Genomic DNA, 25,036 nt, shown 5'->3' with positions numbered 1-25,036 from the left:
AATACGGTAGATTTAATTAAAGCTCCAATTGCGGAGGAAATGAAATTATTTGAACATAAATTCTTCGAATCAATGAAGAGTAATGTTTCATTGTTAGATCGTATTACAAATTACATTGTTCGCAGAAAAGGAAAGCAAATGCGTCCAATGTTTGTTTTTCTTACAGCAAAACTAAATGGCGAAGTACAAGAAAAAACTTATCGTGCTGCTTCTTTCATAGAACTTATACATACAGCAACTTTAGTTCATGACGATGTGGTTGATGACAGTACGTTACGTCGTGGTTTTTTCTCATTAAGTGCCATTTGGAAAAATAAAGTTGCCGTATTAGTAGGCGATTATTTTCTTTCTAAAACACTTATTATTTCTACCAAAAATAAGGATTTTGATTTACTAGAAGTTGTTTCTGTTGCAATACAAGAAATTTCCGAAGGAGAATTATTACAAATAGAAAAAGCAAGAAAACTAGACATAACAGAAGATGTTTATTTCGAAATTATCCGAATGAAAACAGCAACTTTAATTGCTGCTTGTTGCGAGGCAGGAGCAAGGTCTGTTGGTTGTAGCGAAGAGATTGCTAAAAAAATGCATCGTTTTGGGGAATTAGTAGGAATAGCCTTCCAAATTAAAGACGATTTATTCGATTATACAACATCAAACGCTATCGGAAAACCTGTCGGGATAGATATCAAAGAACAAAAAATGACTTTGCCCTTAATTTATACAATTAATAAGGCAAACGAAAAAGATAAAAAATGGCTAATCAACTCTGTAAAACGTTATAATAACGATAAAAAACGCGTCAGAGAAGTTATTCAGTTCGTTAAAGATAACGGAGGTATTGAATACACGAAACAAATGATGAAACAATATAGCCAAGAAGCTTTAGATATTTTGTACGAGTTTCCAGAAAGTACTTATAGAACATCGTTAGAAACAATGGTAAAATACGTTATAGAAAGAGAAAAATAAAGTTTTTCTCTTTTTTTTGTTTTTGGGCAATCCCTTCGGGCCATGCTATCCATTACAATCTTTTTTGTTTGATTCTTTTTTAATTCTTATAAATAAGGTAACAAAACAAAAAAGGATTTCCATTGCTATCATTATTGCAGATTTGTGTAAAATAATTATATTTAATAATATAAATAATTTATTTTTAATCATTACCAAATAAAGCTTATAAAATGAAAATCCCAGCAATTCATGGAATTATAGAAAGAAGAATACTTGTAAATTATATAGCAGAACCAAGCGTTGTTCAAAAAATATTACCAAAACCCTTCAAACCAAAATTATTTAAAGGAAAAGCAATTGTTGGAATTTGTTTAATACGATTAAAGAATATTAAACCAAAAGGTTTACATGATTTTATTGGTGTAAATTCTGAAAATGGGGCACATAGAATTGCAGTAGAATGGGAAGAAAATGGAAAAATGAATGAAGGTGTTTTTATTCCAAGAAGAGATACGAATTTAAAATTTAATACAATAGTTGGTGGAAGGATTTTTCCTGGAAAACATTATTTAGCAAAGTTTAATGTAATTGAACAGAATAATAACTATCATTTAGATTTTAAAAGTTCAGATAATACAACTGTAGAGATTGATGCAGAACTATCTGAAAATTTCGATGAAATTTCTATTTTTAAAACAATTGATAATGTTTCGAATTTTTTTGAAAAGGGATCAATTGGTTATTCGCCAAATGGAAAAAAAATTGATGGATTAAAATTAGAAACTTATGAATGGAAAGTAAAACCACTTACGGTTTCCAATGTAAAATCAAGCTTTTTTGAAGATAAAAGTATATTTCCGGATGGTTCAATAAGATTTGATAATGCAATTCTTATGGAAAATATTGAACATGAATGGAAATCATTAAAAACTATTAAGCACTAAACTTAATATTAATCTCACAAATCTTTTTTTAAAACATTAGATAAATTCTAAATAAGAATTATTAAATAAAAATCAAATTATAGAGAAATAAGTAATGTTTTTAATAAAATAAATATTTTTTTGTGTTTTGATGTTATTAATAAATATTATTTAATTGAAAGACAATTTATTCAAAAAATATTAAACATTATGAGCTTTTTATTACATTTTTTTCAAAACTACAAATTTATATATTAACTATATTTTTATAAAAAAAGCAGCGTTAAAAAATGTTAAAATTATCTAGTAAAGATACATTCCAAATTAGTAATTAACTGATTTTGAGTAGTATTTTGCCGTAAATTTAATATAAATTTTAAAACATAATGAAAGTTGCACTTTTTGTACCTTGTTATATAGATCTTATATATCCAGAAGTAGCAATCGCTACTTTAGAGTTATTAGAAAAATATAATGTGGAAGTAGTTGTTCCATTAAACCAAACATGTTGTGGACAACCAACAGCTAATGAAGGGGATCAAGAAAATTCAGCAAAAATGGAAAAAATATTTGCTGAAAATTTTCAAGATTTAGATGTCGATTACATCGTTGGTCCTGCTGGTAGCTGTGTAAAACAAGTAAAACAGCATTTTGATGCTATTCCTCAAACTGATAAAGTAACTGCAATGAGGGCCAAGACAATAGAATTGGTTGAGTTTCTTGTTGATGTTCTTAAGATTAAAGATTTTTCTTCAGTTTCATTCCCACATACAATTGCAATACATAATAGTTGTAGTTCTATAAGAGGACTTGGTATCGCTTCTCGTTCCGAATGGATGGAGCCTAGATTTAATAAGACAGAACAATTATTAGAATCTATAAAAGATATTACAATCAAGCATATTAATAGACCTGATGAATGTTGTGGTTTTGGAGGTACGTTTTGTGTTACAGATGAAGCTGTAAGTTCTAAAATGGGACAAGATAAAGTTGCTGATTATTTACATAATGGTATTGAGTATGTTATTTCTCCAGATATGTCTTGTTTAATGCACCAAAAAGGAATCTCAGATAAGCAAAAAACATCTCTTAAATTTTTGCATGTTGCTCAAGTTTTAAATAATGGTCCTTTTTAATTTTAAAATTTCTTAGAAATGGAAAAAGTAAACGTAGAAAAAAATGCAGCTAAGTTCATCTACCAAGATGATATACATGTAACTGAACATGATAAAAACTTATGGAATGCAAGAACTAAAAGAGATATAGCAGCTTCAAACATTCCAGAATGGGAACAATTAAGAGATTTAGCTTCTGCTATAAAAGAACATTCTCTTACTCATTTAGATCATTATATCGAACAGTTTGCGACAAATGCAGAGAAAAGAGGTATAAAAGTACATTTTGCTAAAGATGCTGCTGAGCATAATGCGATTGCTTATGAAATATTAAGTAGCCATAATGCAAAAAGCTTGATTAAAAGTAAATCAATGTTGCAAGAGGAGTGTGAAATGACTCCTTATCTTGAAGAAAGAGGAATAAGTGTTTTGGAAACTGATTTAGGGGAACGTATTCAACAACTTTCGGATCAAATGCCAAGTCATATTGTAATGCCAGCAATACATCAAACAAAAGAAGATGTAGCAAAGCTATTTGCAGAGAAAATTGGGACTGATCCAAATAATACTGATGCCGCTTCATTAAACGAAGCAATGCGTAACAATGCTCGTCCAAAATTTTTAGCTGCAGATGCAGGGATGACAGGAGGAAACTTTGCCATTGCAGAAACAGGAACTTTTGTTGTTTGTACAAACGAGGGAAATGCCGATTTAACAGCTAGTTTACCACCTTTACACATCGCAAGTATAGGAATAGAAAAAATATTACCTAAAGTAGAAGATTTAGGTGTTTTTATTCGTCTTTTATCTCGTAGTGCTTTAGGAACTCCAGCAACACAATATACATCTCATTTTTCTGGACCAAGAGAAGGTTCAGAAATGCATATTATCCTTACGGATAACGGAAGAAGTGCTCGTTTGGCTTTAGACAAATTTTGGACTTCTTTAAAATGTATTCGTTGTGGAGCTTGTATGAATACTTGTCCAGTTTACAGAAGAAGTAGTGGATTAGCTTATGGAGCAACTTATTCTGGACCAATAGGTATTATTATTGATCCTACTTTTGATGCTTCAAAATATTCAGAATTGCCATTCCATTCATCGTTATGTGGATCATGTTCTGAGGTTTGTCCAGTTCACATCAATATAGCTGAACAAATCATGGATTGGAGAAAAGAAATGATGAAAAATAAAGAGGTAGATTTTAGTCGTCGTATGGCATTTAAGGCTGCAGGAATAATGCTTGGAAATCCAAAATTATTCAGAGCAGTAGAGAAAGTTGCTTACAATGCAATAAATATTCTTCCAAAATCTATCACTGAAAACAAAACATTAGATCCTTGGGCAATTCATAGAGATTTACCAGATGTAAAAAAAGAAACTTTTAGACAGTGGTATATTAAAAACAAAAAAAATGAGCAATAGAGAAGATTTTTTAAAATCTGTAAGAGATAGTTTAGTTAAAAGAACTAAAACAGAATATCCTGAAGTACCAAAATTTCAAAATCCTGCAATTGATTTAAAAGCAACTTTTATAAAGAACGCTAATCTTGCAGCTGTTGATACGTTTGATGTATCTTCTGTCGAGGAAGCGCAGGAAATAATGAAGCAACGATTACCAAACGTAAAAATTACTTGTTCTTCTACGGACGAATGGGTAGGTACAAAAGACATTTCTAAAATTTCTCATCCGCGTGATTTGGATGATGTTGATTTAGGAATTGTTCGTGCCGAGTTTGGTATTGCAGAAATGGGAATGGTTTGGGTAACAGAAAAATCATTGAAAGTTAACGCTATTGGTTTTTTATCTCAGCACATTGCTATTTTACTAGATCCAGATGAAATAACAGAAAATATGCATACAGCCTATTCAAAAGAAGGTTTATTTGATGCTAATTATGGTTGTTTTGTTATGGGACCATCAGCTACTGCAGACATTGGTGCTGTATTAGTTAGAGGGGCACAAGGAGCGAGGTCTTTAACATTATTTTTCTTGAAAAAATAATATTTTACCGTCTTATTTATTTTGAATAAGACGGTTTTTAAATATTATTCATAATAAAATTTATCTGTATAAGAGTAGTGAATATTTTGTCCAGAAATATTTTCATTTAACTCTTTTATTGGTTTTTTGATTTCTTCATCACTTGTTGAGTCTTTAAGTATAATTAAGTTATTATACTGTGTTTTTAACCAATTGAATTTTTCAAAAACTTCAGGATTTTCAAAACTATCATCAAGACCATCAATTATATTTTTTCTAATCTTATTTAAATTTTTTTTCAAAGTTTCTGGTTCCATTTCTGACGAATTACTTGATACTTGATAATAAATCATTTGATGAAAACCTACACAACCATCTTCAAAACGATTTATATATTGATGATATGGATATCTATCTTTTTTATTTTCAATTGGATAATTTAATTCTTTGATGAGTTTATTAGATAAAATAATTCTAGGATATTTTGCGCTTTTTGTTTCAAGTTGATATGCATCTATTAAAGCTTGACCAAATACAATTCCATTTTCTTCATGAATTATATTACCAATTGTAATAGCTCCTCTAAATGATATTCCTTTTTCAAAAAGATTTGCTCCAATGTAAGATAGATTACTAACTAGAGTTGAAATCATTTCATTTACATTATTATCAACTTTAACAGAAACTACAATACTATCAGAAAAAGTAGTAGTATTAGTTTTACCACGAATATCAAAATTGTTTATATTCTTTTTCTGTGCATCTTCTTCTATTTCTATATATTTTAAATCCCATTTTTCTGGAATTTCCCAATTTTTAAGAAAATTCAATGCTGTGTATAATAATTCTATTTTAGAACTGTTTATTTCAGAATTTCTTACTATTTCTTTAAAACCAAGAATGTCTATAAAAGCAACAATTCTTTTTTCGTATTTTTTATTTAGTGATTTCAATATTGATATACTTTAAAATTTTATAAATATAGTTTACTTAAAAAAAAACGCAAAATTGATTGCAATGGAAATCCTTTTTTGTTTGGTTGCATTTATAAAATAGTAAAATAACCAAACAGAAAAGAGTGAAATGGAAAGCAAGGTCCGTAGGATTTGCCCTAATTCTAATCATTGTTATTCTATCTGTGATATTTTATTGGGGCGTTCCCTTCGGTTGGGCTTTTTCGTTCCCAATCTTTGCTAATTGGTCATTGAGGTGAAGTCGAAATGCATCCAATTCCAATTAGTAAAGGATTTCCACTTCAATCCCTAACGCAAAAAGTCTGTATTTATTTAAGAATACAGACTTTTTTAATTATGTTTAATGTGTATTATCCCTCGAAAGAGCGTACAGCATCTAATGTTTTATTGATTTCAGCATCTTTTATCGCATCAGAAGTAAACCAAGTTTCATAACCAGATGGAGCAATATAAACTTCATTCGTTAATAAATGATGAAAGAATTTATTGAATCTTTCGTGGTTACAGTTTGTTACATCTGTAAATGTTCTTATTTCTTGTTGTTCTGTAAAGAAAACAGACATCATAGAACCTAATCGATTTGTATGAACAGGAATTCCTTTTTCATTGAAAATTTTAGTGATTTCTGTGTCTAAGATTTCTGTAGCCTTATCAATACGATTGAATAATTCTCTGTCTTTATCAATAATGTTTAACGTTGTTAAACCAGCACGCATTGCAATAGGATTACCAGATAATGTCCCAGCTTGGTAAACTGGACCAAGAGGAGCAAGGTGACTCATAATTTCTTTGTTCGCAGCAAATGCACCAACAGGAAACCCACCTCCGATAACTTTACCAAATGTTACAATATCAGCTTTGATGTTTAATCGTTCTTGAGCTCCACCCATTGCTTGGCGAAATCCTGTCATTACTTCATCAAAAATAAGTAATGCTCCATTTGCATCACAAATAGCTCTTAAACCTTCCAAGAATCCTTTGTCTGGAACAATACATCCCATGTTACCAGCAATTGGTTCTACAATTATAGCTGCAATTTGGTCTTTGTTTTGCTCAAACAATTCTTTTACAGCATCTAAGTTATTGTATTCAGCTAATAAAGTATCTTTTGCAGTTCCTTGTGTAACACCAGGAGAATTTGGGTTACCAAATGTTGCAGCACCAGAACCAGCTTTTATTAAAAAAGAATCTGAATGTCCATGGTAGCAACCTTCAAATTTTACAATTTTATCTCTATTTGTATATCCTCTTGCTAAACGGATAGCAGACATACAAGCTTCTGTTCCAGAATTTACCATTCTTACCATGTCTATGTTTGGAACAACAGAAGTAATTAATTTTGCTATTTCAGTTTCTAATTCAGTTGGTGTTCCAAAAGAGAAACCATTTTTCATTTGTTCTACTGTGGCATTCAAAACTCGTGGATCTGTATGCCCAATAATCATTGGTCCCCAAGAATTAATGTAATCTACATAAGCACGACCATCTTCATCATAAATATAAGCTCCTTCGGCTTTTTTGATGAAAATTGGTGTTCCACCAACAGATTTAAATGCTCTTACAGGAGAGTTTACACCTCCTGGTATATATTCTTGTGCATCTTTGAATAATGCACTACTTCTTTGATACAACATAATTTTTACAAAAATAGTTTCACAAATTTACAGAATCAAAAATGAATTAAGAAGTAATTTAATCAATTCATAGCTAAAAAGAAATAAAAACAAATTGAAAAATGAATTTTAAATAGATTTTTAGCTGTTTGAAAGAATTTAATCTTACATTTTTTAAAATCAGTGAATCCACCATTAAACAAAAAAAATAATAAAATAGGCATTATGCCTTAGATTGTTAATTTATATACAGATTTGTTTTCTAAATACTCAATCAATGTTTTAATAATTTTATTATCCTTTAAGATGGTTTGATTTCCAACCAAAAATAATTGCTCTTTTGCACGTGTTAAGGCAACATTTAGTTTTCTGTCTACATTTCCTTGGTCATTCATATTAATCAATGCATTTAATTGTGCAGGATGCGTTACAGCAAAGCTGTATAAGATAATATCTCTTTGGCTTCCTTGGTAACGTTCTACAGTATCAACTGTTATTTGTTCGTGGTTTGGAATAGCTGCTAATTCTAACTTCTGTTTGATTAATGCGATTTGATTTCGGAATGGAGCAATGATTCCAATAGTCTTTTTCGAATCAAACTCTTTATCGTTAAGTTGATAAAGGTGAATAATTTCTTTTACAAATTTTACGATTAAATCAGCTTCTTGAATGTTAGTTGACGGTAAATAGGGATTTTCTTCTACATTGATGTAAGAAAAACGATTGTTCACTAAATGGTTATGAATAGTATTGTTTTCGTCATATTGATTGAATTGTAATTCGGCTCTTTGTCGGTTTAAACTCTGTTTAGCTTCTTCATCAAGATTAGGAATGTCAAATGCAACATTTAATTTTCCATCATAGAAATATTGATTAGGAAAATCAGCAATATCAGCGTGCATTCTACCTTGATAAGTTAATTGATCGTACGCATTTTGGATGTTATTTTTTTCGCAAAATTCATATAATCGTTCAAAAATTGAATTTTTACGGTTCCATAAACCAATATTTTCTAATAATTCGTTATTTGTCTTCGCTAATTCTGGATTTTGTAATACAATTGCTGGTAATTGTTTATGATCGCCAATCATTATAAAACGTCTAGTTTTTGGTAAAATTCCTACAATTTGTGGCTCTAAAATCTGTGAAGCTTCATCAATGATAATTGTATCGAATTTCTTTAACTTTAAAATATCACTTTTACTTGATATAGAAGCAACTGTAGAAACAAAAATTCGTTGTTGTTGAATAATATCTTGAATTGTTTTACGAGAAAATTTTTCATTTTTTTCTGTTAATTCATGATCTTTTTGTTCTATGATTCTATTCAATAAATTTTTATGAAATTCGGGCGAAGTAGATAATTCACTTCCAATTCGTATAAATTTTTGCTCAATCTGATCAGAAATAGCACTATGAATAGCTTCGCATAATTCATCTACAGCTCTATTTGTATAGGCTAAAAGTAGAATATTACATTCTTGTTTTTCATAAATTTCTTTCACTAATTCTTTGATGATAATAGATGTTTTCCCTGTACCTGGAGGACCATTTAGTAGAAAATAATCATTTGCAGAAAGAGCTTTTTTCAGTATTCTATTTTGTTCATCAGATAGTTTAGAATTATAGTAATTGTAATCGTTATCATTTTTAGGTTCGATTTGAGTAAGAATTAATTCTTTTTTCACTTTTGGAGCCTGCATAAAACTATATAAATTTCTATACATAGAAGTAAATGAAGCATCCATAAAATCTCTTTCTAAAGCCCATTTTCCACTTTTATCGAACGAATCAAAGAAACGAGTATTTGGCTGTTGATAACGAAAACGTAAAACAATGTATTCTCTCGAAATACTTTTGATTGTACATTTGAAAACTTGATTTGTTAAGACAGAATCTGTTGATTTATTTCGTGGATATAAAATACAAATATCACCTTCTCGGATTGAAATAAAGTCATTTGCAGGATTTGTACGTTTTAATTTTATTTCTCTTTTTATGTCAGAAATATGATTTTCAATAATTTCTAAATCATAAATAATTTCGAAGTTATTATTTTTTTCTTCAAAACTATTTAACCATAAGCTAGCTAAGCCATTATTACTTGTCGATTGGCCAAGCCCAAGTTTTGCCATATATTGTTCTTTCGCAATAAAATTTGTGAAAGAGTAGAAATAGGCTTTTTCTAATGAAGAACTTGTACGAATAGGATAGATAAATTTTTCTATTTGTTCTTCTAATAGCTCTCTAAAACGAGGATTGATTTTTCGTTGTATAAAATTAGTTGGTTTAATGGCGTACAATAAACTTTCAATTTCTTTTTCGGATTGATTCGCTAATTGATTTTCATTAATAATGATTTGATTTCGAAGATCTAGTATACGTTGTACACGAGATAGAGTAGGAACATCAAAACGTAAATTCCCTTGATATACTTTTGAATATAAAATATATCCTTCTGTATTTTTAGTAATGTCTTTAAATTCTAAATCATACAATACAGCAATAATTTGATAATATAAGAAAAGCTGTGCCGCATGATTTGGTTTTATACTTTTTCCATCATCAGGATAAGGAGCTCCACCAGATTTTAATTCAATAATCTTATTTGCTCCATCAGGATTTATATCCAATAAATCCAAACGTCCTTGTATTCCATATTGCTCACATAAAAAAGAAGGTTCTAGCAAAGCTCTATCCAATGAAATTCCATTTTGTAAAAAATCTTCCATCAAGACTTTTTGAAGTCGATTAAAATGACCTTTTGCTTCTGTATAATAATCTTTTAAATCTTGTGGGTTTATCAAATCATTACAAGCTGTATATTCTAAAGGATGATTTTTGAAATCATTTTTAAAAATTTCATTAAAATCAGTTTCTTCAATATTTTCTGTACAAAAATGGTCAACAACTGCATTGGCAAAGTTACCTAAGCGAATATGCTTGCTATTAGGAGCTTGTTCAAATTTCTTTTGAATGAAATGTAATTCAGAAGTTCCATAATCTTGAAAACATTCTGCAATTGCAGAAATATCAACTAAATAGTCAGGTTCTAGAATAACGAAACGAGGATGGTAAATTCCCTCTGTATCTATTGTGGAATTAATTAAATTTAATTGTGCGCCAATCCAAAAATCTTTTGTTGATTTAAAAATTTCATTTACACCATCTTCATCTATTTGTACAGTAATATATTCGTCTGTTTCGTTGTCTTCGTGATCACATATTAAACAATCACGTTTTATCTCGATAACCTGAACACGTAGTTTTTTTATTTTATTTCTTGCGAATGTTTTATTGGTATAATATTCTTTTTCAGGAAAGAAATAAATTATTTCCGAGGGAATTAAAATATCATAAATTGCAGCAATAAATTCAGCAACATATTTTAGATGCGTATAGTATTCATGTTCGGATGGTTGGTATTTATCTTCTGGAGATAGATGCTTTTCATTATCAATTCTTTGTGCTGTTTTTCGAAACGAATGTATCTTTGTGGAAATACTATATTGATTACAAATGAATGATAATTTTGAGAAGAAATTTGAAAATTGAATCGCTTCATTTTTTGTTAATTCAAAAGAAATTATTTCAACTAATCTTTTTAAATCTAAATATTTAGATTCAATTGGCTTAAGTGATTGTTGAATAGTTAATACTTCTTTTAAATAATGATTTCCAAGTTCTTCTTTTGTCATGGCAATTAAATTTATGCGAAATTAAGTAAAACTAAAATAAATTGTATCGTTTAAATTATTTACTTAATCGAGAACGATATTCATTTGGAGTTACACCAAGTAACTTTTTTACATAGCGTGTGAAAAATGAACGACTATTAAAGTTTAATAACAATGCGATCTCTGATATGTTTAGATTTTTGTTGTGTAATAAAACTAAAATATGTTCTTTCGTATAGCGTTGAATCCATTCGGAAGCTGTAATACCTGAATGTGTTTTACATAGATAATTAAGATATTTTGGTGTAATATTTAATAGATTGCTATAATATTTAACTTCACGTTGTTCTGTACAATGCTGCTGTACATATTGAATGAATTTCTCATAGATAGTACCAGTTATTGTGCTATGTTTTATATTTTCATATTCATTTGCAAAAGTATACCACATATCTAGAATAAATAATTCCATTTGTTTCTTTAAAACCTCATCATAAAATAGATGTTCAGTTTCTTGAAATCTATTATTTAATTCATTAAAATTATATAAGATTCTAGTTTTATCTTTTTTTGTTAAATTAGTTTTTATGGGATAAACTCTTGAATGTAATAGTGCATTAATACTCCAGCTTTGATCTGGAATATTGTTCATTAAAAATTCCTTTTCTACAAGTAGAATACTTGCTTTAAAATCCAAAGAACAATTTAATTCTTTTAAATTACTTTCTGCGAACCAAAATAGAAATTGTTCAGCTTTGCAAACCATTTTTTTATCATTAAAAACAAACTTTATGTTTCCACTATGACAATATAAATGAGTATGATATTTAGTTTGAAAATCTTTTGGAAAATCCTTTATATCATTGATTTTTAATAAAATTATCTTTGGTATCTGCATTACATCAATTTAATAGATTAAATATACGTAAAATGTTACATTTATATAGAAATTAGTGTAACAAATGAAATTTTTGTTCTTTTTAACTTTGAATATTCAAAAGAATAGATCAATGGAAAGCTTAAAAACAAAAATATTTGATGAATTAAAAGAAGGAAAAATTATTTCACCAAATCACCCTAAAATAAAGAAATTAAGAGGATAGAAAAATGAAATATAGACAAATAATGATAATGTTTTCAATGTTTTTGTTCTTAACATCATTGATTTCTTGTCAAACAACTAAAAAAATAAATAAAATGAATACAGAAATTCCAAAAATAAGCGAGTTTCCTTTAGGAGAAGAAAATATAGCTTTCGAAAAATATTTCATAGGTAAATCTTATTTAGCTCAAATTACAAAAAATGAAGAGTTGAATGTTCCTATTTATAATGTAACATTTGAACCAGGAGCACGTAATAATTGGCATAGTCATACAGGAGGACAAATTCTGATTGTAGTAGGAGGAGAAGGGTTATATCAAGAAAAAGGCAAAGTAGCACGAAAATTAAAAGTTGGTGATGTTGTAGAAATTGCACCAAATGTTGTGCACTGGCATGGAGCTACAGATAAAAGTTGGTTTTCTCATTTAGCAATTACTTGTAATCCTAAAACGAATGAGAATAAATGGTTTGATAGTGTAAATGAAGAAGATTATAATGAAGCTAATTCCTAACTAAACAATAAAAGCTTGAAATTAATTTCAAGCTTTTATTGTTTTATAAATCATTGAATATTAATCATATATTTTATTTTACTTTAATTAAAAATTTAATTAGATATTTTTAATGGAGAGATAATTACATTAAACCCATCTGGATCTTTTATGGTAACACCATTCAAATTCCAATAAGGATTTTTAGAATTGATGATTGAAATATTACTTTGATTAATACGATGTATAATTTCATCATATTCATTTTTTGTATTTACATAAAATATAAGACAATCATCCTCATCAAAATAATGATTAGCTTGTTCAATTGATGTAGTAAATTCTAAGTGCCAATTTTCATTTTTTTTTACCTACAAAAATTCCATCATAATTATTATGATTTTTAAATTCACCTAAAAGATTAAGTCCTATGATTTTTGTATAAAAATCTAAAATTTTATTTATATCATTCGTGTGCCTTGCAACTCTTAATTCTATTTTATTATTGGTATTTTTTATAAAGATAAATACATAATAGTAATCCAACGAATACCATGAAGCTGCAGAATAGGAATAGTGAATGCATTCCAAATAAACTTATCACTCCACCAACCATTGGTCCAGTAATACCTAAAGAAATATCTATAAATAATCCATAACCTGCTAATGCTGCACCTTTATTACTATCAGATACTAATGAAACAGCTTTTACTCCAAGTGCTGGGAATATTAATGAAAAACCAATACCTGTAATTCCAGCCCCAATAAGAGCTACAAAAGGAGTAGTTGCTAAAAATAAAATGAATAAACCAATGGTTTCAAAAATCATACATACGATACCAACTTTTACGCCTCCATATACGTTAATTGCATTATTAAAAATAAGTCTTCCGATAATAAATAATGCACTAAAGATAGTTAGACAAAGTGCTGCATTTTGCCAATGAAAATATTCATAATAAAGCGTAATGAAATTTGATATTCCTCCAAATCCTAATCCTGCAAGCATTAAACAAATACCTAATGGAGCAACAATTTTTAAAACTTTAAGAAATGATTGTTCAACTTTTGCAGCATTACTAATAATATTTTCTTTCTTTTTAGCAAATAAATAGGCTAAAGCAGCACATATAAAAGTCAAAATACCTATAGCTTCTAATCCAAACGATTGATTAATAAATACACCAAGAGGTGCACCTAGAGCTAGTCCTCCATAGCTTGCAACACCATTAAATGATATTGCTTTTGCAGTATGCTCTTTTCCTAATTTTAAAATAGCCCAATTAATAGGACTTGCTCCAACCATTCCTTCTCCACATCCAGTTACTAATCGAGAAATAATTAATATTGAAAGTGATAAGAGTTTATTGGTTTGAAAAAAGTGCGAAAAATAAAATAGTAAGCCACATAGCATAAAGAAAAACATACTTATTAATACAGCTGGTTTGGGACCTTTATCATCAACTATTTTACCAGCATAACCTCTCATTAAAAATGTAGTTATATATTGTAAACTTATAACTATACCTGCTACTAATTCACTATATCCGAGTGATTTTGTTATATATATTGGTAAAATAGCTAAAGGTAAACCTATTAGTGAATAGCCAATAAATGAAAAACAAACATAGCTAATGATTTGTAAATCAACCTTTTTTGAAGTAGTGTTTTTTAGTTTTTCCATGAATTTTTATTGAGTTTACAAAATTATGAAAATATGATGCAGACTTCAATTATTATTCATTTAATTTTAACTATATATATTCTAAATAGTCTATAGGTAAAATAGAGTAAACGTTTATGAAGTATTGTATATATTTCAAAAGAAGGGAGAAGATGATTTGAGAAAAATTAAAATTTTAATTTTTACTTTTTTCATTGGAAAATTATTTTTTTATATTTGATAAAATCGAAATCTACTTAAAAAAGAATATTTATGAAAAAAGTTATTTTATTATCGTTTGGAATTGGAACACTTTTATTTACATCATGTGATAGCAAAAAAGATCAAAAAGATTCTAATCAAAACACTCAAGAGCAAATAGCAAAAGAAGATCAACACTTATTAGGAGGTCAGAAAGATGATCATGGTTGTTTAGCTTCAGCAGGAGAGAATTGGAGTGAATTAAAAAATACATGTATTCAAGTTTTTAATGTAGGAAAAAGACTGAATCCTATCGAAGTAAATAAAGATGAAGCTGTAATTAGTGCTTTTGTAGTATTTAATGATGATAAATCTAAGTTAGAATTATTTTTACCAAGTGATGGCGATCATCATGCAATATTAGATAAAACTGAAGATAATGTTTATAAGGATAAAACATATACTTATAATGATAAAGAATCAGCTTTATATGTTGATGGAGTTAAAAAATTTATTTCAGGTAAATAATCTAATATTATATATTAAAAGAACTTAATCTAGATACATTAAGTTCTTTTCTTTTTTATACTAATTCTATTCATGCATATTTTGTTGATACATTATATATTTTTTAATTTTGTTTTAATATTTTCTCTATAGTTTTTATAGAGAAACTGTAAAGAATATGAAATGAATATATTAAAAGAAATATTAGACAAAATTAATAATTATAAAACGTTAGAAGATAAATTAAATTTCCTTGATAAAAATGTTCAAGGAAAAATTGTTTTTTCTACTAGTTTTGGATTTGAAGATCAAGTAATAACACACGCTATATTTAGTCAAAATTTAAAAAATGTTGATACATTTACATTAGATACAGGTCGAGTATTTCCTGAAACATATACAACTTGGAATAAAACAGAGTTAAAATATCAACAAAAAATAAAAGCATTTTATCCTCCAACTTCCGAGTTAGAAAATTTTATAGATAACAATGGAATTAATCCTTTTTATGATTCTGTAGAATTAAGAAAAGAATGTTGCTTTATAAGAAAAGTAATTCCTTTAAACAGAGCGTTAAAAGATGCAGATGTTTGGATTACAGGTTTAAGAGCAGAACAATCAAATAATAGACATGAAATGTCTGAAATTGAATTTGATGAGTCAAGAAATTTATATAAATTCAATCCATTAATTCATTTTACAAAAGAAGATTGTTTTGAGTATTTAAAAAACAATAGAGTACCTTATAATCCATTGCATGACAAAGGGTTTATAAGTATTGGTTGTGCGCCATGTACTAGAGCAATCAATGAAGGCGAAGATTTTCGTGCTGGTCGATGGTGGTGGGAAGATGAAACTAAAAAAGAATGTGGTTTACATAGTAAATAATTTCTAATAGATTATAAATAAATATCCCAGTTTTTATTAAAAACTGGGATATTTATTTTATATATTGATTATATTTAATGATGGAAATTGAACAAATTTTAAATAAAATATCTTTACTTTCTAAAGATTCTATTCAATTGATAAAAAGTAAGATAAATTTAATTACTTTACCTAAAGGTTCAATATTGTTTGATACTAAAAGAGTTGAAACAAAGGTTTATTTTATAAAAAGAGGAATTGCTAGAGCTTATACTTTAGATAAAGAAAATGAAATAACTTTTTGGTTTGGACAAGAAGGAGATTTTATCATTTCTATTAGAAGTTATGTAGAAAATAAACCTAGCTATGAAATTGTAGAATTATTAGAAGATTGTGAGCTTTATGAGATAAACACCAATGATTTATATAATCTTTATAATTTTAATTTAGAATTTTCTAATTGGGGTAGAAAATTTACAGAGAAGGATTTAATGAGAACAGAAGAAATTTTTATTTTTCATAAATCTAAATCAGCTACAGAACGATATCAAAAATTATTAAAAGATAATCCAAGTTTAATTAATCGTGTGCAATTAGGTTATATTGCATCTTATCTTGGTATTTCTCAAGTTACATTAAGTAGAATTAGAGCAGAGATTTAATTTTTTAACATATGTAAAAAGAAAATAGAATTATTCAGATGATCTTTGTAAAAAAATTATAAAGAACAATGAATTGGATATTTTTAATTATTGCTGGCTTATTTGAAATAGGGTTTACATCATCTTTAGGTAAAGCAAAAGAATCTACAGGATCTACAATGTATTTATGGTATGGTGTTTTTGTTTTTTGTTTGTTTGCAAGTATGTTTTTACTAATGAAGGCTCTTAAAACAATACCATTAGGCACAGCTTATGGTGTTTGGACAGGTATTGGAGCTGTAGGAACTGTTATTGTAGGAATTTTAGTTTTTAAAGAAGTTGCTTCTTTCTGGAGATTATTTTTCATTTTTACTTTAATAGGATCTATTATAGGACTTAAAATGGTTTCAAATTAATATAGAAAACTAAACCTCCAATTTAATACTATTAAATCGGAGGTTTTTTTGGAAAAATTATATAGAAACTGATTCTGTTGTTTTTTCATGTATTGTTGATGCTCTACCTGATGGATCTTCATTTTCTTGCCATTTTGGTATCCATTTTTTTACAGTTTTAGCAGCTGATTCACTAGGAAAATGTTTAGCAAATATTTTTCTCATATACATAGCTTCCTTGGAAGTAGGAGTATTAATAGGGAATAATTCTGCTGCTTTTTCCATTTCTTCATCAGTAATTTGTTCTGCACAATGATTTACTAAGTCATCAATCCAAGAATATCCTACACCATCAGAAAATTGTTCTTTTTGACGCCATAAAATATGTTCTGGTAACCAAGGTGATTGTTTGTCATCAAAAGCTTTACGTAAAATATATTTTTCTATTTTACCTTTTGTACGGTTAGGACGTTTTGCATCTGGTTCAATTTTCATTGCAACATCCAAGAAATTTCTATCTAAAAATGGTACACGTGCTTCTAGAGCCCAAGCCATTGTAGATTTATCAGCTCGTAAACAATCTGCAGTACTTAATAATTTTACACGACGAATTGTTTCTTTTTGAAATTCTTCATCACTTGGTGCATTATGAAAATATAGATAACCACCAAATATTTCATCAGCTCCTTCTCCAGATAAAACAACTTTAATTCCCATATCTGTAATGTATTTTGACATAATATACATTGGAGTAGAAGCACGGATAGATGTAACATCGTATGTTTCTAAATGCCAAACTAATTTATCTATAATAGCTAAACCTTCTTCGAAAGAAAAATGGATTGCATGATGTTTAGTTCCAATAAAATCAGCAACTTCTTTTGCTGCAATAATATCAGGAGCAGTATCGTCAAGACCAATAGAGAATGAATGTAATTCTTTTCCTTCTTCTTTTAGTAATCTAGACGTGATTGATGAAACAAGTGAACTGTCTAATCCTCCTGAAAGTAAAACCCCAACAGGAACATCACTCATTAATCGTTTTTTAGTAGCATCGATTAAGCTGTCTCTTAATACTTCTAAATCTAATTGATCAGTGCATTTTTTATCATCTTCCCATTCTGGTTGATAATATTTTACAAAACCAGTTTCTTTTGTAAAATAATGACCTGGAGGAAAGGCTTCTAATTTTTCAACTTGATCTTCAATAACTTTTAATTCTGATGAAAAATAGTAAGCGCCAGATTTATCTTGTCCATAGTATAAAGGTTTTACTCCAATTGGATCACGTGCAACCATAAATTTGTCACCATCCATTACGATAAATCCAAATACACCATCTAATAAATTACAAAAATCTGTACCATATTTTTCGTATAATTTTACAATAACTTCACTATCACATTTTGTAGCAAAAGAATAATCTTTTAGTTCTGTTGCTTTTAATTTCATGTGATTGTAGATTTCTCCATTATGAACTACATAGGCATTATTTGTTCCTTTTATTGGTTGTTTACCAGTTTGTAAATCTATGATAGCAAGACGTTCGTGAGTGATAATTCCAGTCTTAGATTCATTTAATTCATAATCTTGCTCATCTGGTCCACGATGTCTCATTCTTTTACTTAATTCTTGTACATATTGTACATCTAAGTCTTTTTTGTCAAATATGCCTAATATTCCACACATAATGTTATTGTTTTATTTCGTTTATTATTTCATACAAATGTTGTTATTGTAATTTACAAAATAAACATTTAAACGTTAATTAGTTTAATATTTAAATAAAAATATTCGATTTTGTTAAAATTATCATTAAAATATGACAAAATGTCTATCTTTTTATTTAGAATTTCAATTTGGAGGAGTGGTATTGTTTTTGTTATTTTATTTTAAAATTAAGTTATGGACAACAATAAAGACTATACATTCGAAGAAATTCCAGATAATTCACATAATGAACAAGACTTTTACGCAAAATTTAAAGAAAGATTAGATGATGTACAAAAGTTTCCTAGTGATTATATTTTTAAATTTATATATCCTTCAAGTGAAGAAACTATGAATCAAATAAAAAGTGTATTTGCAGGAACAAATGCAGAATATGATTATAAAGCTTCTGCAAATAGAAAATATACATCTATTACAATTAAATTATATATTATAGATGCTGATACAGTAATTAATTATTATAAAGAAATATCTAAAATAGATGGAGTAATTATGTTATAATACTTCTTTTATAAATAAAAAATGGCTCGAAATATTTCGAGCCATTTTTTATTTATTCATCAACTTCTTCCTTAATAATAGGTTTAGTCGTATTTGGAGTAGTATTATATAAATAACCTAAGTAAACTTTGCTATAGGAATTGAATAATTGTAATAACTTAAAATAATTTACATCATTTAATTGCATATTATTACCATTATTAGCTAAAGCATTATTAATGAAATCTCTTACTTTAAAAGATGGAATTTTTAAATCTTTTGTGAAATAATCTTCACCAAAGTAGTTCTTAATTTTTGTAATTTTATCATATCTATCTTCATAATCAATCAAAGCTTTACGTTGTTTAGCTTTTCCAGAAAAAACATCATATAATCGACCAACATCTAAACGGGTTAAGGTGATATCACCACTAAATAATCCTGCTTTTATAGAAGAAGTATCTTTTATAGGTTTTAAATCAGGATTAACTCCTAAACTTTTATAAAGATTAGTAATAACATCCTGCTTTTTCCCATTTTTAGTATCTTTTTCTAATATACCAGTTAATTTTTGACCTATCAATGCTGTTTGTAATTGAATAGTTTCTACTGCTAAGTGTACAATTATAGATGTTTTATTAAAAAGATTTGGCTTTAATATTATTGATCTATTTTCGTACCAATCTGATTGTATTTTTAAAGTATCATTAACTTTAGCTTCAATAAAAAATGTTCCTGTAAAATTAGAAATTGTTGTATGCTTTGTGCGTAAATTAGTTACATAAATACCTTCAGCGGTATCTTCGGAATTATCAATAATAATATTTCCTTGTATCCATTTTTCTTGAGCAAAGACTAATGGTGACAAAAGTAGAATAAAATACGTGAGTAGTGGTTTCAATAGATATTTATTAATGTGTTAAATTTCAAAACGAAGATATATCTTAAATTGTTATTGGATACAATGTTAACATTAATTAGCTATAATTTAAATTTCTATTAAGAATAGTTATTGATTTTGATTTAACTCTTTTAAATAATCTTTTGCATATGACTCTAAATCAATCATAATCGAACCAAACTGTCTACTAAGAACTTTATCTTTCAAAGGATACCTTGCGTTTACGTAATATAAAAATTCTTCAATTTTATATTCAGGTATATGCAATTGATTAGTATAAAAATCTACAGGATAATAATGTTTTACCTCTTGTATAAGAGATATTTTAGCCTCATAATTTCTAACTTTTCTTTCATTTCTATAAAATCCATTTATATGACCAATTAATCTAACAGGGTTTAAAACATCTAATGGTTTAAATTTTGCTAAATCTCTTTTAGGTTCCAAATCTCTTAATCTTTGGTCTAAACCAATTCTATCATATAAATCAGTTTTATCATCTTTATGAAATTTTGGTTGCAAAGGTCCTTTTCCTAATGTAACATCTCCTAATTCAATTGTTTCAATATCTAAATGTACTTGTAAGTAACCTTTATTATAGATATTTTCATTTACAATAATTTTTCTTGTTGTAACAAAATCTGCTTCATAAGAAATTGTATCACCAATATTTGCTTGAATAGAGTAATATCCATTAGAATTTGTATATGTTCTAGATTCTGTTCTTGAGTTTTCTATACGAACACCTGATACAGCAACTCCATTTTCACTTCCTTCATCTACAACAACAGAACCTGTTATCAGTTTATTTTGAGAATAACTAATAATTGAGAAGAAAACTATAAATATTGAAAACCAATTTCGCATAATTTTAAGCTTTAAATTTTTGTTTCATTTTAGACCAACGGTAATTTCTAATAAATTTCTCTTGATCTTTATTGACCATTTTTTTAGTCTTTTTACTTTTAGCGATTAAGAAGCCACTTAAGTAATAAAAAAGATATGAAAGCCGTCTCTTACGGAAAGCTAATTTTGTAGCAGCAATTAAAGTAATCCAAAAACCATAGCCAAGAATATAATAGGCATTACCCTGTTTATAAAGAGCAGCTTTATTATAACTAGCGCCAGTTGGTTTTAGATGTTTTACGTGAAGAGATTCCACAGTTATAATATCCCATCCGTAATATTTACATAATAATTCGTCTACAGTATCCCATCCCATTTCTGGATGTAAACCTCCTATCTTTTCATAACATTCTTTTCTATAAGCTTTAAATGCTCCTCGTATATGATCTTTGTCTGTTAAATTTTCTAAAATCCAATCTCCTTTTTTTTCAATATACGCAAATCCTCCAACCATAGCAATATTTTTATCTTGATTGAATTTATTTAAAACTACTTCAAAGTAATTGTTAGGTAATTCTAAATCACCATCTAATTTAACAATAATATCGAAATTAATATCTGCTATTTCATATCCTTTCAAAAAAGCCTGTACAACTTTACTTCCTGGTTGATGTTCACTTTTTGATAAAATATTTCTAATTTTTATAAAAGGGTATTTCGCTACATATTGTTCAACAATTTCTTGAGTTCCATCTGTAGAATTATCATTTACGATAATTACTTGATATGGCAATACAGTTTGCTGTACAATAGAATCTAAAGTTATAGCAATAAATTTTTCTTCATTATGTGCAGGTATAACGACAGTATATTTAGTAAGTAAAGTTTTTATTTCTTTCTGCGTAGACAGCATAATATCTTGGTGTAATTCTTCTTAATAATGGTCTAATTCCTAATTTATTTGAAGGATGTGTCCATTTGTGACGATGTATAACATTCCAACCAGCTTTCTCCATTAACATATCAAATTGCCAATCTTCAAATTCATGGTAATGGACATCTCTTGGATCATTCTTATTACGATAGGCTTCAGAAAACCATAATCGCATTGGAATACTTGCTAGTAATTTGTCTCCAGGTAAATTTCTAAGTACTTCCATTGGATTTACTAGGTGTTCTAAAATTTCTAAAGCTGTTACAAAGTTAGCATCATAATTTTGTAATTCTTTGTAATAATAATCTAAATCTTCTCCATTAGTATTTTGCACATTATATCCATTTTCTAACATTACATCAGTAAATGGATTTTTAATTCCTAGATCTAATATTTTATCTGTAGGTTTTGCAAATTTATTTAATAGTGTTAACGTTTCATTATATCGCTTTTGTGGATATATTTTATACATTTTAATATTCTCTTTTTATGGGTTAAATTTAGTCATCTATATTTAATAATAAATATTTAAGCGTTGTTTTTTTTAATTTATTAGATAAAAAGTTTATTTAGTATTAATATATACTTAAAAATGAGTTATTTTTATAAATATCAAATTAATTGAAAATATTTGTTTTATTCAATTTAATATAAAAAAGGCTTAAGTTTTTTAAAACTTAAGCCTTTTTTATATTTTAATGTTCAAAGTCATTATTTGAATCTTTATTAGTTTCCTTATTTTGTTTTCGTTTTTGTAAACTATCCAATAATTTTTTAGCTCTTTTAGCTTCATCAGTTCCTTCGTAAGCTGTAGTTACAATTTCAAGAGTTTGTTCAAATTTTTCTTCTCCTTCAGTTTGTTTTACTGCATAAGCATTTAGTAAAGCAAATTTTGCTATAATAATTTCTGTAGGATATTTATTAATAGCTTCTTGAACTTTATTTTTTACCTCAGCATATTTTTCATCTTTATACAAATCATAAGCTATTTTATATGCATCCAAAGCTTCTTTTGTTTCTGGAGTTATAAACTCAACTTCTGGGTTTAATATGTATCCAGCATATATTGTATTAGGATAATTATTAAGAATATCGTTTTTATATTTATCTTCTAGTTTTTGATCTCTATTCTTGTATATACGATATAATTGATAAGACGCTTTCAATTTTACTTCATCTGATTTTGGAGGTGAAGCAATTAAAGCATTTAACTCTTTAGCAGCAAGATCTCGATTATCAAAAACATCAAAATAACCAATTCCTAATGAAAGTTGAGTTGTATCTCTTTCTATTTTTAAATTATTTAAATCGTTTTGAGAAGTTGGGATTTGTTCTAAATAATAATCAATTTCGAATCTTCTTGGATTACCTGCACTTACTTGACCAGTTAATTCTGCTTGACGATCTTCTGTTACTGTATTTATAGCATTAGAGTTTCTCCAATTATCTTTTAATTGTATCCCTCCCCAAACTCGCTTAAATTCCTCTTGTCCAGATGATTTTAAACCTTGATTATAAAAGTAAAATTTACCCTTGTCTGTATTGTTAAAACTATTAGTGAAACTTACACCTTTAGTTTCTAACTGAAAGGTCTCCATTTGAGATTTTTCTTCTTGTATTTGTTTTTCTTCCTTTTTTTTAAGATTCTCTATAAAAGTTGTAAAAAACTTATTCTGATCTTCTCTTGGAAGTTGTGCTAATTTTAAAATAGAATCATTTTTTTGAACTAAATAATGTTTTTCCATTAATTTTTTTAGTCCTTCATTTCTTAATTTTATTCTATCTTGATCTTCTTTTGATTTATAACTTGTTTGTGCAGAATCATAATAGGCAGAAGCATATACATAATCATTTTGCTTAAATTTGATATTTCCAAAATTTTCATAAGCTTTACCTCTTATATAAGGATCAGACATTGGTTCTTTTAAACTAAGTTTAGCATATTCAATAGCTTCATCCGTTTTTCCAGCTCTAAATGCCATTTCAGATATTCCATAATATAATTCATTTTTCTTAGAACTATAAATCCCTTTTTTAGAAATATCTAATAAATTGTTCTTATAATTAGCATAATTATTTGTCTCAGGGTTAAAATTAGCACTTATTGCCAATTGTGATTTGATTTCCATATCAAATCCAGGATTCATTTTAAACACTTTTGTAAAAGCTTCTCCTGCTTCTTGTTGTTTACCTAATATAGAAAAAACTTGTCCCATAACATAGAATAAACGAACTCTTTCATCTTTATTTTTAGAAAAATACTCAGCTTTTTGTAATGGATCTAAAGCTTCCTCATACTTTTTTTGATCAATCAGTAATTGTGCATAACTGCGAGCAATCATGACCTTAAATTCTTTATTTTTATAAGGGTCAGATTCATATAATTTTTCTAATGTATCAACTCCATCAAAATAATTTCCTCCGTAAATTTCTGCAATAGTTTTATAAATATTAGCTTCTTGAGCATATTTCGAGCCTCTAAAATTGTTTATAACATAATTAAGAGGATCTAGAGCATCAAAATATTTTTTTTGATAAAATAAAGATTTTCCAATTAAAAGATAAGCTCTTCCGATCATGCTATTTTCCTCATGTCCTCTAATTTTCATGGAATGATTTTCAATTGCTTTTGTAGCTTTTGCTTCTATTGCTTGAAAACCAGTAGGAGTTTCAACTTTATCACTATTATTATTTGAACTTCCAATGCTACTTTTATTAGAAAAATTACTATTTATTGAATCATAAACAGAATAATATTCTAATCCTATTGGTAAAATTTTAGAATAAATTTCATCATAACCATCTTCTAATTCTACTTTCTTTTTATCTAATAAATCTTCAGCATTGAAAATACCATTAAACCAAGAAGTCATTTTGTGATATTGACGATTTTTGAAGCTATTATTTTGTGTAGAACAGCCAATAAAAATACTCGCTGCAGATAACGTTAGTATAATTTTTTTCATGATTGGAAATAAAAACAAATCTACAATAAAACGCATGATAAAGAAAAATCTTATATAATGATTTAAAATAT

General features: G+C 27.6%; 24 protein-coding genes. 11 read left to right on the top strand and 13 right to left on the bottom strand.

Translation table 11 applies throughout. The features are described 5' to 3' along the window. Nucleotides 1-39: 39 nt before the first annotated feature. The 5 genes from RT575_RS02590 (at nt 40) to RT575_RS02570 (ending at nt 4,997) form a co-directional block, all read left to right on the top strand. Nucleotides 40-972 carry a polyprenyl synthetase family protein gene (locus tag RT575_RS02590; RefSeq protein WP_313578668.1) on the top strand — a complete coding sequence of 311 codons (933 nt, stop codon included), beginning with the start codon at nt 40-42 and terminating at the stop codon, nt 970-972. 212 nt (nt 973-1,184) lie between these two features. Beyond that, nucleotides 1,185-1,898: a DUF2071 domain-containing protein gene (locus tag RT575_RS02585; protein ID WP_313578563.1), complete on the top strand. Its 714-nt coding sequence runs from the start codon at nt 1,185-1,187 to the stop codon at nt 1,896-1,898. A 365-nt stretch (nt 1,899-2,263) separates the two neighbouring features. Beyond that, nucleotides 2,264-3,013 carry a (Fe-S)-binding protein gene (locus RT575_RS02580; protein ID WP_313384097.1) on the top strand — a complete coding sequence of 250 codons (750 nt, stop codon included), beginning with the start codon at nt 2,264-2,266 and terminating at the stop codon, nt 3,011-3,013. A gap of 18 nt (nt 3,014-3,031) precedes the next feature. Then, nucleotides 3,032-4,417 carry a lactate utilization protein B gene (locus RT575_RS02575; protein WP_313384099.1) on the top strand — a complete coding sequence of 462 codons (1,386 nt, stop codon included), beginning with the start codon at nt 3,032-3,034 and terminating at the stop codon, nt 4,415-4,417. Next, entirely contained in the window at nt 4,407-4,997 is a 591-nt protein-coding gene (locus RT575_RS02570; RefSeq protein WP_313384100.1) for an LUD domain-containing protein, read from the top strand. Before RT575_RS02575 ends, RT575_RS02570 begins: the two co-directional genes overlap by 11 nt. Nucleotides 4,998-5,041: 44 nt before the next feature. Here RT575_RS02570 and RT575_RS02565 read toward each other — a convergent pair whose 3' ends face one another. The 4 genes from RT575_RS02565 to RT575_RS02550 all read right to left on the bottom strand — a co-directional run bounded on the left by RT575_RS02565 (nt 5,042) and on the right by RT575_RS02550 (nt 12,138). Beyond that, nucleotides 5,042-5,929 carry a hypothetical protein gene (locus RT575_RS02565; RefSeq protein ID WP_313578561.1) on the bottom strand — a complete coding sequence of 296 codons (888 nt, stop codon included), beginning with the start codon at nt 5,927-5,929 and terminating at the stop codon, nt 5,042-5,044. A gap of 371 nt (nt 5,930-6,300) precedes the next feature. Beyond that, entirely contained in the window at nt 6,301-7,584 is a 1,284-nt protein-coding gene (hemL, locus tag RT575_RS02560; RefSeq protein WP_313578559.1) for a glutamate-1-semialdehyde 2,1-aminomutase, read from the bottom strand. A gap of 209 nt (nt 7,585-7,793) precedes the next feature. Further along, on the bottom strand, nt 7,794-11,261 hold the full coding sequence (locus RT575_RS02555; protein ID WP_313578557.1) for an AAA domain-containing protein: 3,468 nt from the start codon (nt 11,259-11,261) through the stop codon (nt 7,794-7,796). A gap of 55 nt (nt 11,262-11,316) precedes the next feature. Further along, nucleotides 11,317-12,138, bottom strand: a complete 822-nt coding sequence (locus RT575_RS02550; RefSeq protein ID WP_313578555.1) for a helix-turn-helix domain-containing protein — start codon at nt 12,136-12,138, stop codon at nt 11,317-11,319. 299 nt (nt 12,139-12,437) lie between these two features. Between RT575_RS02550 and RT575_RS02545 the strand changes: the two genes are divergently transcribed. Beyond that, complete coding sequence (locus tag RT575_RS02545) at nt 12,438-12,854, top strand: cupin domain-containing protein (protein ID WP_313578553.1); 417 nt, start codon at nt 12,438-12,440, stop codon at nt 12,852-12,854. Nucleotides 12,855-12,949: 95 nt separating this feature from the next. On the opposite strand, the gene RT575_RS15580 is transcribed toward RT575_RS02545, so the two are convergent. The 3 genes from RT575_RS15580 to RT575_RS02540 all read right to left on the bottom strand — a co-directional run bounded on the left by RT575_RS15580 (nt 12,950) and on the right by RT575_RS02540 (nt 14,517). Beyond that, the gene (locus RT575_RS15580) at nt 12,950-13,072 is read right to left on the bottom strand and encodes a hypothetical protein (protein WP_409515940.1); all 123 of its coding nucleotides are present in this window, start codon (nt 13,070-13,072) and stop codon (nt 12,950-12,952) included. Nucleotides 13,073-13,190: 118 nt separating this feature from the next. Then, on the bottom strand, nt 13,191-13,379 hold the full coding sequence (locus RT575_RS15575) for a hypothetical protein (protein WP_409515934.1): 189 nt from the start codon (nt 13,377-13,379) through the stop codon (nt 13,191-13,193). Continuing rightward, complete coding sequence (locus RT575_RS02540; RefSeq protein ID WP_313578551.1) at nt 13,336-14,517, bottom strand: MFS transporter; 1,182 nt, start codon at nt 14,515-14,517, stop codon at nt 13,336-13,338. Before RT575_RS02540 ends, RT575_RS15575 begins: the two co-directional genes overlap by 44 nt. 252 nt (nt 14,518-14,769) lie before the next feature. Here RT575_RS02540 and RT575_RS02535 point away from each other — a divergent pair, with 252 nt between their 5' ends. The 4 genes from RT575_RS02535 (at nt 14,770) to RT575_RS02520 (ending at nt 17,128) form a co-directional block, all read left to right on the top strand. Continuing rightward, nucleotides 14,770-15,225: a hypothetical protein gene (locus tag RT575_RS02535; protein WP_313578549.1), complete on the top strand. Its 456-nt coding sequence runs from the start codon at nt 14,770-14,772 to the stop codon at nt 15,223-15,225. 162 nt (nt 15,226-15,387) lie between these two features. Next, on the top strand, nt 15,388-16,092 hold the full coding sequence (locus tag RT575_RS02530) for a phosphoadenylyl-sulfate reductase (protein ID WP_313578547.1): 705 nt from the start codon (nt 15,388-15,390) through the stop codon (nt 16,090-16,092). A gap of 77 nt (nt 16,093-16,169) precedes the next feature. After that, the gene (locus RT575_RS02525) at nt 16,170-16,733 is read left to right on the top strand and encodes a Crp/Fnr family transcriptional regulator (protein WP_313578545.1); all 564 of its coding nucleotides are present in this window, start codon (nt 16,170-16,172) and stop codon (nt 16,731-16,733) included. Nucleotides 16,734-16,801: 68 nt separating this feature from the next. Further along, nucleotides 16,802-17,128 (top strand): multidrug efflux SMR transporter, encoded by a 327-nt coding sequence (locus RT575_RS02520; RefSeq protein ID WP_313384112.1) that lies wholly within the window; start codon nt 16,802-16,804, stop codon nt 17,126-17,128. A gap of 57 nt (nt 17,129-17,185) precedes the next feature. On the opposite strand, the gene asnB is transcribed toward RT575_RS02520, so the two are convergent. Then, nucleotides 17,186-18,796, bottom strand: coding sequence for an asparagine synthase B (gene asnB, locus RT575_RS02515; protein WP_313578543.1), 1,611 nt, complete (start codon nt 18,794-18,796; stop codon nt 17,186-17,188). 216 nt (nt 18,797-19,012) lie between these two features. On the opposite strand from asnB, the gene RT575_RS02510 reads away from it, so the two are divergent. Continuing rightward, on the top strand, nt 19,013-19,339 hold the full coding sequence (locus tag RT575_RS02510; RefSeq protein WP_313384116.1) for a DUF493 family protein: 327 nt from the start codon (nt 19,013-19,015) through the stop codon (nt 19,337-19,339). Nucleotides 19,340-19,391: 52 nt separating this feature from the next. Here RT575_RS02510 and RT575_RS02505 read toward each other — a convergent pair whose 3' ends face one another. The 5 genes from RT575_RS02505 to RT575_RS02485 all read right to left on the bottom strand — a co-directional run bounded on the left by RT575_RS02505 (nt 19,392) and on the right by RT575_RS02485 (nt 24,965). Beyond that, nucleotides 19,392-20,219: a hypothetical protein gene (locus RT575_RS02505; protein ID WP_313578541.1), complete on the bottom strand. Its 828-nt coding sequence runs from the start codon at nt 20,217-20,219 to the stop codon at nt 19,392-19,394. Nucleotides 20,220-20,327: 108 nt separating this feature from the next. Continuing rightward, nucleotides 20,328-21,086 carry a hypothetical protein gene (locus RT575_RS02500; RefSeq protein WP_313384119.1) on the bottom strand — a complete coding sequence of 253 codons (759 nt, stop codon included), beginning with the start codon at nt 21,084-21,086 and terminating at the stop codon, nt 20,328-20,330. Nucleotides 21,087-21,090: 4 nt separating this feature from the next. After that, nucleotides 21,091-21,978 (bottom strand): glycosyltransferase family A protein, encoded by an 888-nt coding sequence (locus RT575_RS02495; RefSeq protein ID WP_313384120.1) that lies wholly within the window; start codon nt 21,976-21,978, stop codon nt 21,091-21,093. After that, nucleotides 21,938-22,471: a methyltransferase gene (locus tag RT575_RS02490; protein ID WP_313384122.1), complete on the bottom strand. Its 534-nt coding sequence runs from the start codon at nt 22,469-22,471 to the stop codon at nt 21,938-21,940. The genes RT575_RS02495 and RT575_RS02490 overlap by 41 nt, the downstream gene beginning before the upstream one ends. Nucleotides 22,472-22,694: 223 nt before the next feature. After that, nucleotides 22,695-24,965, bottom strand: coding sequence for a hypothetical protein (locus tag RT575_RS02485; RefSeq protein ID WP_313578539.1), 2,271 nt, complete (start codon nt 24,963-24,965; stop codon nt 22,695-22,697). Nucleotides 24,966-25,036: the final 71 nt, after the last annotated feature.

It is taken from the genome of Chishuiella sp., from assembly GCF_032109125.1.
In the GTDB taxonomy this organism is placed as follows: Bacteria; Bacteroidota; Bacteroidia; order Flavobacteriales; family Weeksellaceae; genus Empedobacter.
The sequence above is the reverse complement of the archived record's forward strand: the minus strand, read 5'-3'. Positions and strand labels throughout refer to the sequence as shown.